This window comes from Ensifer sp. NM-2 (assembly GCF_003024455.1).
GTDB classification, from domain to species: domain Bacteria; phylum Pseudomonadota; class Alphaproteobacteria; order Rhizobiales; family Rhizobiaceae; genus Ensifer; species Ensifer canadensis.
Map to the genome: position 1 here is coordinate 64,975 of NZ_PVZR01000003.1, position 12,129 is coordinate 77,103.

General features: G+C 62.5%; 12 protein-coding genes. 6 read left to right on the forward strand and 6 right to left on the reverse strand.

The features are described 5' to 3' along the window. The first annotated feature begins 31 nt into the window (after positions 1 to 31). Positions 32 to 838: a class I SAM-dependent methyltransferase gene (locus C6558_RS07645; protein ID WP_025427800.1), complete on the forward strand. Its 807-nt coding sequence runs from the start codon at positions 32 to 34 to the stop codon at positions 836 to 838. A 296-nt stretch (positions 839 to 1,134) separates the two neighbouring features. Here C6558_RS07645 and C6558_RS07655 read toward each other — a convergent pair whose 3' ends face one another. The 5 genes from C6558_RS07655 to C6558_RS07675 all read right to left on the reverse strand — a co-directional run bounded on the left by C6558_RS07655 (position 1,135) and on the right by C6558_RS07675 (position 5,984). Beyond that, positions 1,135 to 1,896 carry an SDR family NAD(P)-dependent oxidoreductase gene (locus C6558_RS07655; RefSeq protein WP_025427799.1) on the reverse strand — a complete coding sequence of 254 codons (762 nt, stop codon included), beginning with the start codon at positions 1,894 to 1,896 and terminating at the stop codon, positions 1,135 to 1,137. Positions 1,897 to 1,900: 4 nt separating this feature from the next. Further along, complete coding sequence (locus C6558_RS07660) at positions 1,901 to 2,719, reverse strand: ABC transporter permease (RefSeq protein ID WP_025427798.1); 819 nt, start codon at positions 2,717 to 2,719, stop codon at positions 1,901 to 1,903. After that, positions 2,719 to 3,585, reverse strand: a complete 867-nt coding sequence (locus C6558_RS07665; RefSeq protein ID WP_025427797.1) for an ABC transporter permease — start codon at positions 3,583 to 3,585, stop codon at positions 2,719 to 2,721. Before C6558_RS07665 ends, C6558_RS07660 begins: the two co-directional genes overlap by 1 nt. Before the next feature lie 78 nt (positions 3,586 to 3,663). Then, complete coding sequence (locus C6558_RS07670) at positions 3,664 to 4,824, reverse strand: spermidine/putrescine ABC transporter substrate-binding protein (RefSeq protein WP_057211169.1); 1,161 nt, start codon at positions 4,822 to 4,824, stop codon at positions 3,664 to 3,666. 71 nt (positions 4,825 to 4,895) lie between these two features. Continuing rightward, a complete protein-coding gene (locus tag C6558_RS07675; protein ID WP_084814685.1) occupies positions 4,896 to 5,984 on the reverse strand; it encodes an ABC transporter ATP-binding protein in 1,089 nt (362 codons plus the stop codon). Between the two features lie 186 nt (positions 5,985 to 6,170). Here C6558_RS07675 and C6558_RS07680 point away from each other — a divergent pair, with 186 nt between their 5' ends. Next, complete coding sequence (locus tag C6558_RS07680; RefSeq protein WP_025427794.1) at positions 6,171 to 6,974, forward strand: LuxR C-terminal-related transcriptional regulator; 804 nt, start codon at positions 6,171 to 6,173, stop codon at positions 6,972 to 6,974. A gap of 339 nt (positions 6,975 to 7,313) precedes the next feature. Here the strand turns inward: C6558_RS07680 and C6558_RS39610 are convergent, their stop codons facing one another. Further along, on the reverse strand, positions 7,314 to 7,610 hold the full coding sequence (locus C6558_RS39610) for a hypothetical protein (RefSeq protein WP_128090449.1): 297 nt from the start codon (positions 7,608 to 7,610) through the stop codon (positions 7,314 to 7,316). Between the two features lie 32 nt (positions 7,611 to 7,642). Between C6558_RS39610 and C6558_RS07690 the strand changes: the two genes are divergently transcribed. The 4 genes from C6558_RS07690 (at position 7,643) to C6558_RS07705 (ending at position 12,129) form a co-directional block, all read left to right on the forward strand. After that, complete coding sequence (locus tag C6558_RS07690; RefSeq protein ID WP_025427792.1) at positions 7,643 to 8,611, forward strand: sugar-binding transcriptional regulator; 969 nt, start codon at positions 7,643 to 7,645, stop codon at positions 8,609 to 8,611. Between the two features lie 126 nt (positions 8,612 to 8,737). Beyond that, positions 8,738 to 10,180, forward strand: a complete 1,443-nt coding sequence (locus C6558_RS07695; protein WP_025427791.1) for an extracellular solute-binding protein — start codon at positions 8,738 to 8,740, stop codon at positions 10,178 to 10,180. A gap of 157 nt (positions 10,181 to 10,337) precedes the next feature. After that, positions 10,338 to 11,261 (forward strand): carbohydrate ABC transporter permease, encoded by a 924-nt coding sequence (locus C6558_RS07700; RefSeq protein ID WP_025427790.1) that lies wholly within the window; start codon positions 10,338 to 10,340, stop codon positions 11,259 to 11,261. Positions 11,262 to 11,271: 10 nt separating this feature from the next. Beyond that, positions 11,272 to 12,129 (forward strand): carbohydrate ABC transporter permease, encoded by an 858-nt coding sequence (locus C6558_RS07705; protein ID WP_025427789.1) that lies wholly within the window; start codon positions 11,272 to 11,274, stop codon positions 12,127 to 12,129.

Below are 12,129 nucleotides of genomic sequence, written 5' to 3' on the forward strand. Positions count from 1 at the left end.
AGAATGCTGGCTTTGCTGCTTGGGGGCGATCATGACATCAAGCTTCAATGTTCAAAGTGCGACTGGCTATGAGCAACTGATGGGGCGTTGGAGCAAACAGCTCGCGCCGCTTTTTATCAACTTTTCAGGCCTTGCAGATGGCGAGCGGATCCTCGACGTCGGATGTGGTACCGGAAGCCTGACCTTTGCGCTGCCGCATGCGGCAGATCTCCGTGAGATCACGGCGATCGACTTTTCGCCCGTCTTCGTCGAAGCGGCGATCAAGGCGAACACCGATCCGAGGATCAGGATCCAGCAGGCCGATGCCTGCGCGCTTCCCTTTGCCGATGATTATTTCGACCGGGCGCTGGCGCTGCTGGTCCTGCATTTCGTACCTGAAGCGGAAAAGGCCGTCGCCGAAATGCGCCGGGTGGTGCGGCCGGGCGGCGTGGTTGCGGCCGTGGTCTGGGATCATTTCGGCGGTCTGCCGGGCATGCGCATGGTGCTCGATACGGCGGCGATGCTCGATGAAAATGCCGATCAGGTACGCGCCCGCTATTGTTTCCAGCCGATGATGCGGCCCGGAGAGATGATACAGAGCTTCGCGGCGCATGGCCTCGTGGATATCGAGCAGACGTCGCTTATGATCCGGATGGACTATCAGTCGTTCGCAGATTTCTGGCAGCCGATCTCCGCGGGTGAGGGACCTCTCGGCAAATACGTCTCGGCACTAGAGCCAGCCCAGCGGGTGAAGATCGATGCAGCCGTGAAGGCCGCCTATGAGGCTGGCCAACCCGACGGCCCCCGGTCGTTTGCGGCAGTGGCCTGGGCATGCCGGGGTATTGTTCCGGAGGTGTGATAGGGCGTCAACATTTGCCGACCTCATCTCTGTGCTTGTCACAGAGATCCAGCGGCGCCGCGTCGGCGGCGCCAGAGGCTCCTTCGTTCCGGCGTCTGGCACAAGTCCTTCACGGCGCAGACGCGCCGTGGCTGGATTTCTGTGACAAGCACAGAAATGAGGGAAAGGAGGAAGCGCTTCGCGCACCACAGACACCAGGGACGCGAGGAAAACGCTCCGAGCCAGCGCGGAAATGAGGCGAGTGGGGCGGCGGCGCCTTCACAACGAGGCCTGGTGGGTACCTCAGCGTCCGGACGTCACACCACCGTCTCGCCGCCATCGACCACCAGGATTTGGCCGGTCATGTAGGACGATCGGTCGGACACCAGGAACAGGATCGACTCGGCGATTTCGTCGACGCTTGCCCAGCGGCCGAGCGGTACCTTTTCGCGGATGTAGGCCTCGATCGCGCCGCGACCGCCCATCTGGGCGATGAAGGGGTCGTTGAAGGGCGTATCGACCCAACCGGGGCAGAGCGCGTTGACGCGGATGCCGTGGCGGGCGTAGTCGCCGGCCATCTGCTTGGTCATGGCGATAACCGCATGCTTGGTGGTGGTGTAGGCGATCATCTCGCGGTCGTAGAGCACGCCCGACGATGACGAGGTGTTGACGATGACGCCGCGGCCGGCGGCCTTCATCGACGGCATGACCAGGCGGGCGGCCATGAAATGCGCACGCACATTGAGGTTCCACGAGCGGTCGAAGCCGGAGACTTCGACCTCTTCAAGATCGCCGGCAACCTGCGCGCCGGCGTGATTGTGCAGGATATCGATGCGGCCGTGGCGATAGAGGATATCGGCGATGCCGTCGGCAAGCGCTGCATCGTCGGTAACGTCGAGGGTGACGGCCTCGGCCTTGCCGCCCATGGCGCGGATGGTGTCGACGGTCAGGCTGCCGGCCTCGGGGCTGCGGTCGACGACGACGACATGCGCACCCTCGCGCGCCATGATGGCAGCGCCCGCCTGACCGATCCCGGAGCCCGCTCCGGTCACGATCGCGACCCGGTCTTTCAGGATCATCTGTTCACTCCCCGGATTTCGGTTTTTTGTCCCGCATCAGGATGCGGGCGGTCAGGATCAGGAGCAGCGAGGCGACGAGCACCAGCGTCGCGATCGCGTTGATTTCCGGCGTCACGCCGCGGCGGATCGAAGCGAAGACGTAGATCGGCAGCGTCGTCTTCGAACCGGCGACGAAGAAGGCGATGATGAAATCGTCGAAGGAGAAGGTGAAGGCGAGCAGGAAACCCGCCAGGATCGACGGCAGGATCTGCGGTAGCACGATCAGGCGGAAGGTGGTGAGCGGCGTCGCATAGAGATCGCTCGATGCCTCGACGATATCGCGCCCGAGGCTGGCGATGCGAGCTTTCACGATCATGGTAACGAGCGCCATCGAGAACAGCCCGTGCGCGGCGATGATCGAGCCATAGCCGAGCCCGAGCTGTGGCGGCTGGTCGCCCGGCCAGATGGCGGATAGCGCCGGATTGACGAAGGAAAAGACGGCGACGAGCGCCACAAGCGTGGCGATGCCGATGACGACGCCGGGCACGACGATGGCCGCGGCAAAGAGCGCGTCGAAGATCGCCCGGTTGCGCGGCGCCAGCCGCTCCATGCCGAGTGCGGCCATGGTGCCGAAGATGGCGGCAAGGGTGGCGCTGGTAAAGGCGATCATCAGGCTGTTCTGCAGCGCCGAGACCAGGAAGGTATTGCCGAGCGCCTTGCCGTACCATGCGGTCGAAAAGCCGGTGAACTCGCTGGCGCTGCGGCCGGCATTGAACGAAAACAGGACGACCAGCGCGATCGGCGCGTAGAGGAAGATATAGACCGAGGAGATGAAGGCGCGCATCAGACGAGATCCACCTGTCTTGTGCCGGCGACCCTGAAGGCGATGCGCATCGCCACCATCAGGATGACCACGACCACGGCCACCAGCGTCACGGCGATCGCCGAGCCGAAAGGCCAGTTTCGAGATTGCAGGAAGAGATCGACCAGCGCGTTGCCGATGAAGAACACCTTGCCGCCACCGAGAAGCTGCGGGATCAGGTATTCGCCGAGCAGCAGGATGGTGACGAGCGCCACGCCCGTCATCACGCCCGGCAGTGACAGCGGCAGGGTGACGCCGAAGAAGGTCGAGACGGGTCTCGCGCCGAGATCGGCGGAGGCTTCGAGCAGCCGGCGATCGAGCTTTTCGAGGCTGACATAGATCGGCATGATCATCAGCGGCAGGTAGCCATAGACGATGCCGAGCAGCACGGCGCCCGGCGTATTGAGCAGGCGCACATCCTCAAGGCCGATCATCGACAGCAGGTTCGGAATGCCGCGCGAGCCGAGGATATACATCCAGGCATAGGTGCGAACGAGCAGGCTCGTCCAGAAGGGTACGACCACCAGCGACACGAGGATAAGGCGGTACCGCGGGTCCGCCTTGACGGCGAGATAATAGGCGACGGGGTAGGCGACCAGCAGGCAGAGCAGCGCACCGACCGGCGCCAGCACCATCGTGTTCCAGAAGGCGGCCGCCCGGGTCGGGAGCCTGGCGAACTGGGCGAAGGTGAACGCCGCCTGATAGCCGCCTTCGGGCGCGCGCTCGCCGAAGGCGAAGACCAGCATGGCGATGAACGGCAGGACCAGAAAGATCATCAGCCATGCCGCCGCCGGCGCCACCAGCGCTGCCGTCACCAGGTTTCTCTTCGTGTTCGTTGCCGCGGGCATGTGAGTTGATCCGTCAAGTTTCATTGGCATTTCGGCCCCTCACCGCGAGGATGAGGGGCGGTCACGTCAAAGTTTCAATCAGGCTGACTTGAACCGCGCCATCAGCTCGGCGCGGCCCGGATCGGTCAAGGTTACCGCGGCGCCGAATTCGAGCGGCGTCAGCGAGGCCTCGTCGGGATAGACGATCTTGTTGCCGGTGACGTCGGCCGGCAGCAGCTTCATCACGCGGCTGTCGGTGGTCGGCGCGCCATTGGCGATATGTTCCTTGACGGCGTTTTCCGGTGCCATCAGGTAGTTGAGCAGCGCATAACCGGCCGCCTTGTTGGCCGCACTCTTCGGGATGGCGTAGAAGTCCGACCAGATTTCGCCGCCGTCCTTGCCGAGCACGAACTGGATTTCCGGCATGTCGCGGTTGAGCTGCGCGCCGTCATTGGTCCAGCACATCGTCATCCAGGCGTCGGTGGCGCGCATCGACGGCTGGTAGTCGCTGTTGATGGCGTAGAGGTGCGGCTTGACCTTGATCAGCAGTTCCTCGGCCTTGGCGAGCCCTTCCGGCTTGGTCGAATTGAAGGAATAGCCGAGCGAGACGAGCGCATTGCCGATGGTGGTCAGCTGGTAGTCGTGGACCATGGCGCGGCCGTCGGCCTCGGTCATGGCGATCTCGAAGAAGTCCTTCCAGCTGGTCACCGGTGTCTTGATCTTGCTGGAGTTGAGCGCGATGCCCGTGGTGCCCCAGTTCTTCGGCACGGCATAGGTCTTGCCGTCGACGACACCCTCGTTGGTGAAGCGCGCGGTCTCGGTCGAGGCGTCGTAGTTCGGCAGCTTGGAGAGATCGAGTTCGTCGATCAGGCCGAGCTTCACATAGGTGGAGATGGTGTAGTTGGTGGGCACGAACAGGTCCCAGCCGGTGCCGCCGGCCTGGAGCTTGGCGAGCATTTCCTCGTTCGAGCCGAAGACGTTGACCTCGACGGCAACGCCGGTTGCCGTCTGGAACGCCTCGAAGGTGGCAGGATCATGATAATTAGGCCAGGTGGCGATCGACATCTGCGTGCCGAGATCGCCGGCAAAGGCCGTCGAATTGAAGAGGCCCGGCTGGCGCGCCAGAACCGCCGTTGCAAGGCCAAGGCCGGTGACGCCGAGGAAGTGGCGGCGGGTGACCGAGCCGCGCTTCAGGCGCATCAGCTCGTCGGCCAATTGCTCGGCGGTGATCGGGGCATTTTCTCTGTACCATTTGGTCATGACGCTGTTCCCTTTATCGTTGACGTTCATGCAAGGCTCAGGGGGCGGCCGGGTCGGGCCGGAAACACATTTCAGGCCGGAAAGACGTGAAGCGCATTCGGATCGAAGGCGAGGCCGACCTTGTCGCCGGGCTCGACGAGATCGCTGTCGCCGAGCGCCCGGCGGTCGGCGGTGACGAGGAAATCGCCGAGGCCATCGACATCGATGGAGTATTCGACCGATGATCCCAGGAAGATGCGGTGCGTGACGGTGCCGGTGAGGGCGGCAGTGGCGGCAGCACCATTGCGTTTCAGGCTGATCGCCTCGGGGCGCAACGCGACCATGGCAGCACCGGCGCTCGGTGTCGTGGTGGCCGGGGCGGCAAACCGCGTGCCGTTGGCAAACAGGATGGAGGCGCCGCCATTGTCGACGGTGGCAGCGATCCGGTTGGTCTTGCCGACGAAATCGGCGACGAACAGGCTTGCAGGGCGATCGTAGATTTCCTGCGGCGGCCCGACCTGGACGATGCGGCCGGCATTCATGACGCAGACGAAGTCGCTCATCGACAGCGCTTCCTCCTGGTCGTGGGTGACGAGCACGAAGGTGATGCCGAGTTCGCGCTGCAGGGTCTGCAGCTCGATCTGCATGGCGGTACGCAGCTTCTTGTCGAGTGCCGCCAGCGGCTCGTCGAGCAGGAGCACCCTCGGCTTGTTGACGATGGCGCGGGCGAGCGCGACGCGCTGCTGCTGGCCGCCGGACATTTCGTGGATCCGGCGCTTGCCGAAGCCGCCGAGCCGGACCATCTCCAGCGCCTCCTGGGCGCGGCGCGAAATCTCGGCACTGGCGATGCGCGGCCGCATCTGCCTGAGGCCATAGGAGACGTTCTGCTCGACGTCGAGATGCGGGAACAGCGCATAGTGCTGGAACACCATGTTGACCGGGCGCCGATAGGCGGCAACGCCGTTCATCGCCTCGCCGTTGATATAGACGGTGCCTTCGCTCGGCTGCTCGAAGCCGCCGATCATGGGCAGGCAGGTGGTCTTGCCGCAGCCGGAAGGTCCGAGCAGCGCCATGAAGGCGCCCCGGGGCACCGCGAAGTTGATGTCCGAAACGGCGGTCACGCTGCCATAGCGTTTGGCGACCGAACGGAATTCGATGTCGTTCGTCGAAGCGGATGTCACGTCTGTTCCCTGCGGTTGTTGTCGGATACCGCCAAGGCTCTGATGCCCCCGCGCTCCACCGTCATTGACAGGCAGCCTAGTCAAAGTGCCCGGTGCCGGTATATACCCCGAGAGAGGTATTTCAACGCGAATTGGCTTGTGGGAGGAGTATACCCCGGAACAGGGCCGGATCGGCGGGAGAGCGGTTTGGGCATCGATCTCGAGGGATTATTTCAGGTCTTGGCGCCCATGGTCGACGGTGCGACCATGGACGACGAGGCTGTGGGTGCGGCCTATCGGCAATTGATGTCGACGCTGATGACCTTCGATTATGTCGTGGTTTTCGCCTATCGCGGCAAGGAACGGCCGATCGACCTCTACAGTACCTTCAATGCCAAGGACCATGTTCTATTCGTCAGCCTCTACCAGGCCGGGCCCTATCTGCTTGATCCGTTCTACCACGCGGCCTGCGAGGGCAAGCCGGGTGTCTGGCGCATGCGGGAGCGGGCGCCGGACCGGTTCTTCTCCAGCGAATACTATCGGACCTATTACGTGCAGACGGGACTGGCGGAGGAGGTCGGCTTCTTCGTGCCGATCAGCGAGCAGATCACCGTCGTGCTTTCGCTGATGCGGCGCGAGGCGACAGGCCCGTTCAGCACGGCGGAATTCGCGTTGCTGAAGAAGGTCGAGCCGCTGGTCTCCGCCCTTGTGCGCCACCACTGGGCCGACCTCGGGCGCCGGTTCGACACGGCGCTGGCAAAGACCGGCCGCAGCCGGAGAAAGTCGGCGCACCCTCCCGCGGACGGCGTCTGGCAGCACCTGAATCTGACCGAGCGCGAAGCCTCGATCATCGAACTCGTGCTGCAGGGTCATTCGTCGGAATCGATCGGCCTGAAGCTTGGGATCTCGACCGGCACGGTCAAGGTCCACCGCCGCAACGTCTACCGTAAGCTCGGCATCTCCTCTCAGACGCAGCTTCTTTCCCTCTACCTGCGCAATCTCGGCCAGTAGGGTTCAGCGCCACACCAGTCTTTCGGGGGGCGTGTTGGCGAAATTCTAAGAGCGCGCCCTTGCTTGACGGGCGGCGTATCCCCGTCGCCCCTCATTCCGGCCCTGTGCCGGAATCCAGCGACCTGACGTCTGTCGGGTCAAAAGACCTTCCAGCCCAAGGCCTTGGGCTGGCTGGATCCCTGTGACAGGCACAGGGATGAGGAGGTTTTTGCACCCTTGGCGTTCCCAGAGAACTGCCAAAGTGTGAAGCGTCGGCTGAGAATGGCTGTGTTGGAGGTGCGGCGCATCCCATTCTCCCTCATTCCGGCCTTGTGCCGGAATCCAGCGACCTGACGTCTGTCAGGTCAGAAGATCTTCCAGCCCAAGGCCTTGGGTTGGCTGGATCCCTATGACAGGCACAGGGATGAGGCGTCTCGATGCGCCCTCGGCCCTCCCTATGCCCGCCAGCGGCAGCAGTCCCATCGCCATCGATTCTCGGCCCATTGCACGCTCGTCGGCCAGTCCTTTCTCCTCGTCATTCGCCGCGATCCACAAACCATGAACGCACCGCGCACGTACTTGCTTGACATTTTTTTCACGGCATGAAATTTCTTTCAGCAACGAGATAAAAATATCATGCAATGCAAAAGGTATCATGCGTTGCAACATAACGAACCTGGGTGGAGACGATGGCGATCATCGGTGGTGCAAACCTTCGCGACGACGAAACCAGCATGGCGACGCGCGCCGCGTGGCTGCATTATGCCGGCGGTCTGACCCAGGCCGAGGTTGCCAAGCGGCTGGGGCTGACGTCACTGAAAGCCCACCGCCTGATCATGAAGGCCAACCAGGAAGGCCTGGTGAAGGTCTATATCGATGGCGAAGTGTCGGAATGCGTCGAGCTGGAGCAGAAGCTTTCCGCGCGCTACGGACTTGACTACTGCGAGGTCGTTCCCGACTTCGATGCCGACGATCTGCCGCTGAAGGCGCTCGGCATTTCTGGCGCGCAGTTCCTGAAGCGCGAGATCGAACGCGGCGAAACTGCGCTCGTCGGCGTCGGTCATGGCCGCACGCTTGCTGCTTGTGTCGAGTATCTGCCGCGCACCACCAGCAATAACACCCGTTTCGTCTCGCTGCTCGGCGGTCTCACCCGCAAGTTCTCGGCAAACCCGCATGACGTGATCCACCGGCTGGCCGAGCGTACCGGCGCGGAAGCCTATGTCATGCCCGTGCCGTTCTTCGCCAACACCGTCGAGGATCGCGACGTGCTCTTCAGCCAGCGCGGCGTGCGCGAAGTGTTCGATCTCGCCAAGACCGCCGACCTCTTGTTGGTTGGCATCGGCACGGCAGAGCGCGAGGCGTCGCTGGTTTCGACCGGAATGATCGAGATGAGCGAGATCGAGGAAATTCAGAGGGGCGGGGGCAAGGGCGAGTTGCTTGGCCACTTCTTCGACGAGGATGGTCGCCCGATCGAGACGACGCTGTCGAACCGCACCTTCACGCTCAGCCGCGACGACCTGAAGGATCGGCGCACGGTGGCCGTCGCCGGCGGCAAGATCAAGACGCCTGCCATTCGTGCCGTGCTTGGCAGCGGCCTGCTGAGCGGCCTCATCACCGACGAAAAGACCGCTCGGGCGCTGGCCGCCGACGGAAAATGAGGAGTGCCTGACAAAGTCGAGAGGCGAGGGCGAGGAGGTGTCGCTCTAACGCCTCGGGGGAGGAATCCCGGTCGGGTAGCCGGTGATCGCATGATGCAATCATACCCGCAACGGAGGAGAAGACTTATGTACGAGAAGGAGAAAGACCTCATCAGCGCGTTTCTGCGCGGAGAGGTAGATCGTCGCGGCATGCTCAAGGGTCTCGGCGCTGCCGGGATTGCGGCCGGTTCGGCCGGCACGCTCTTCAACATGATGTCGACCCAGGCGCTGGCCGCCGATTTCGACTGGAAGGCGCATTCCGGAAAGTCGTTGAAGCTGCTTCTGAACAAGCATCCCTATGCTGACGCGATGATTGCCAACCTTCAGGCCTTCAAGGATCTGACCGGTATCGAAGTCACCTATGACGTGTTCCCGGAGGACGTCTATTTCGACAAGGTGACGGCAGCGCTTTCGTCGGGCTCGTCCGAATACGACGCCTTCATGACCGGCGCCTACATGACCTGGACCTATGGTCCGGCCGGCTGGATCGCCGACCTCAACGAATGGATCAAGGATCCGACCAAGACCAACCCGAACTACAACTGGGACGATTTCCTCGCCGGCGTGAAGAACTCCTGCGCCTGGAACGGTCAGCCGGGCGGGGCGCTCGGTTCGGAAGACGCCAAGCAATGGTGCATTCCGTGGGCGTTCGAACAGAACAACATCACCTATAACCGCGAGATGTTCGACAAGGCCGGCGTCGAGCTGCCGAAGAACCTCGACGACATGATCGCGGTCGCGGCCAAGCTGCAGAAGGACATCGGCGGCATCTACGGCATCGGCGTCAGAGGTTCGCGCTCCTGGGCGACGATCCATCCGGGCTTCCTGTCCGGTTACGCCAACTTCAACCAGAAGGACTTGAACGTTTCAGCCGACGGTAAGCTGTCGGCAGCGATGAATACGGCCGAGTCCAAGGCCTATCACACCAAGTTCGTGCAGATGATCCAGGAAAGCGGCCCGAAGGACTGGTCGACCTATACCTGGTATCAGGTCGGCGCCGATCTCGGTGCCGGCGCATCGGCGATGATCTTCGACGCCGATTGCCTTGGTTACTTCATGAACGGCGGCGACAACAAGATGGCCGGCAAGCTCGGCTACGCCGCCTTTGCCGCCAACCCGGAAGCCACGGCCTCGACGCCAAACATCTGGATCTGGTCGCTCGCCATGTCCAATTTCTCCAAGGACAAGGACGCCACCTGGTACTTCCTGCAGTGGGCGTCGGGTCCGGAGCACGCGCTGTTCGGCGCCACCAAGATGGACTTCGTCGATCCCGTTCGCCAGTCGATCTGGAAGGACGAGATGTTCCGCGAGAAGCTGAACGGCAAGTATCCGGGCTATGTCGAAATGTTCGACGCTTCGGCCGCCGGCGCCTCGATCAAGTTCACGCCGCAGCCGCTGTTCTTCGACGTCACCACCGAATGGGCGGCGACGCTGCAGAAGATGGTCGCCAAGCAGGTACCGGTCGATGAAGGTCTCGACCAGCTCGTCGAAAGCATCGATCGCCAGCTGAAGGAAGCTGGTCTCGGCTGATACGCCTCCCAAGCGATGCCCGGCGCATTCGGCGCCGGGCATCCCGCGAGATCGGCTTAAGGCCGCCCAAACCAACCTGAGATGCCGGTGGACTGGCGCGGGGCTCGACCTCGCGTGCCGCGTGCTTTCTTCAAGACTTTAGAGAACGGAGCTCCACATGGCTTCAACAGCAACACTCCGCAAACCGGCGTCAGGTTTCAGGATCAGCAGGAAGATGCTTCCCTATGTGCTGAGCCTGCCGGCGCTGCTCGTGTGCATCGGCATTCTCATCCCCTTCTTCACGGCGGTTATCTATTCGTTCCAGCGTTATAGGTTGAGCCAGCCCTGGGCGCGTCAGTTCAACTGGGGCGAAAACTACCTGAACTTCGTCACCGATCCGGCCTTCTGGAACACGCTGAAGGTGTCGCTGCTCTATGCCGGGATCACCGTGACGCTGGAACTGCTGCTCGGTCTCGGCATCGCATTGTTGCTGCAGCGCCGCTCAACGATCAACAACTTCATCTCGATCATGCTGCTGTTGCCGCTGATGATTGCGCCGGCGCTCGCCGCTTTGATGTGGAAGCTGATGACCAATCCGAGTTTCGGCATCCTCAGCTACCTCGCAAGCCTGATCGGCCTGCATGACTTCCGCTGGGCCTCTTCGCCCGACACGGCACTCCTGACCGTCATCCTCGTCGATATCTGGGTCTATACGCCCTTCATCATGATCCTGCTTCTGGCCGGCCTTCGGTCGCTGCCGACCCAGCCTTTCGAGGCGGCGGCGCTTGACGGCGTGCCGCGAAGCTTCGTCTTTTTCCGCATCACCCTGCCGATGCTGACGCCCTATATCCTGACGGCGACGCTGTTCCGGTTGCTCGACAGTATCCAGCAGTTCGACATCATCTATGCGATGACGCAAGGCGGCCCCGGCAACACGCTGACCGTCTTTCAGGTCGAGGCCTATCTCAACTTCTTCCAGTCGACCAATGTCGGCCGTTCGGCAGCGCTTTTGATCATCCTGTGGGCGATCACCTACACGCTCTCCAACGTCTTCATCAAGAACTGGCTGCGCCTGCGCGAACGCGCCCGCGGCGAAGCGTAAGGAGGTTCACATGGAAACCACGTCTCCCATCGAACGGGTCCTGCGCGCTGTCGCCCTGACGCTCGTCGTTGTCTTCTTCATGTTCCCGATCTTCTGGATCTTCCTGATGTCGTTCCAGACGAACGAGACGATCCTGACCATTCCGCCATCGATCGTGTTCTCGCCGACACTATCCAACTATGCGGCGCTGATCACCGGCAAGTTGCAGACGGCCGCCGGTACGCTCGACATCGCCTTCATGCGCAACCTCGGCAACTCGATCTTCCTGTCGGTCGCTTCCGTTGCGGTGGCGCTGGTGCTCGGCGTTCCCGCGGCCTACGCCTTTGCCCGGCACAAGTTCAGGGGTTCGGAAGACATCGCGTTCACGCTGCTGTCGTTCCGCTTCGCGCCACCGCTGCTGGTGCTGCTGCCGCTGACCCAATATTTCCAGTGGCTCGGCCTTTCCAACACCTATTTCGGCCTGATCTGGGTCTACCAGCTGATCTGCCTGCCACTGATCCTGTGGATCGTGCGTGGTTACTTCGAGGATATCTCGGCCGACGTCGAATATGCCTACCGCATCGCCGGCCATTCCTGGTTTGCGACCTTCCGCAAGATCGCCCTGCCGCTCGCCGGTCCCGGTATCGCTGCCGCCGGCCTGCTCGCCTTCATCTTCGCCTGGAACAATTTCGTCTTCGCGCTGGTGCTGGCCTCCGCCGACAAGCAGCCGGTGACCGTGGGCGCACTTGCCTTCGTCACATCCTCAGGCATCCAATACGGGCAGATAGCCTCGGCCATCGTTCTCTCGGTCACGCCGACGCTCGCGCTCGCACTCTACGCCCAGCGTTACCTCGTCGAAGGTTTGTCGCTTGGCGCGGTGAAAGGGTAA

Bases quoted from the DNA above. Each gene is read 5' to 3' on its own strand.
- C6558_RS07645 (WP_025427800.1), top strand. From the start codon at position 32: ATGACATCAAGCTTCAATGTTCAAAGTGCGACTGGCTATGAGCAACTG.
- C6558_RS07655 (WP_025427799.1), bottom strand. From the start codon at position 1,896: ATGATCCTGAAAGACCGGGTCGCGATCGTGACCGGAGCGGGCTCCGGG.
- C6558_RS07660 (WP_025427798.1), bottom strand. From the start codon at position 2,719: ATGCGCGCCTTCATCTCCTCGGTCTATATCTTCCTCTACGCGCCGATC.
- C6558_RS07665 (WP_025427797.1), bottom strand. From the start codon at position 3,585: ATGCCCGCGGCAACGAACACGAAGAGAAACCTGGTGACGGCAGCGCTG.
- C6558_RS07670 (WP_057211169.1), bottom strand. From the start codon at position 4,824: ATGACCAAATGGTACAGAGAAAATGCCCCGATCACCGCCGAGCAATTG.
- C6558_RS39610 (WP_128090449.1), bottom strand. From the start codon at position 7,610: ATGATACCTTTTGCATTGCATGATATTTTTATCTCGTTGCTGAAAGAA.
- C6558_RS07690 (WP_025427792.1), top strand. From the start codon at position 7,643: ATGGCGATCATCGGTGGTGCAAACCTTCGCGACGACGAAACCAGCATG.
- C6558_RS07695 (WP_025427791.1), top strand. From the start codon at position 8,738: ATGTACGAGAAGGAGAAAGACCTCATCAGCGCGTTTCTGCGCGGAGAG.
- C6558_RS07700 (WP_025427790.1), top strand. From the start codon at position 10,338: ATGGCTTCAACAGCAACACTCCGCAAACCGGCGTCAGGTTTCAGGATC.
- C6558_RS07705 (WP_025427789.1), top strand. From the start codon at position 11,272: ATGGAAACCACGTCTCCCATCGAACGGGTCCTGCGCGCTGTCGCCCTG.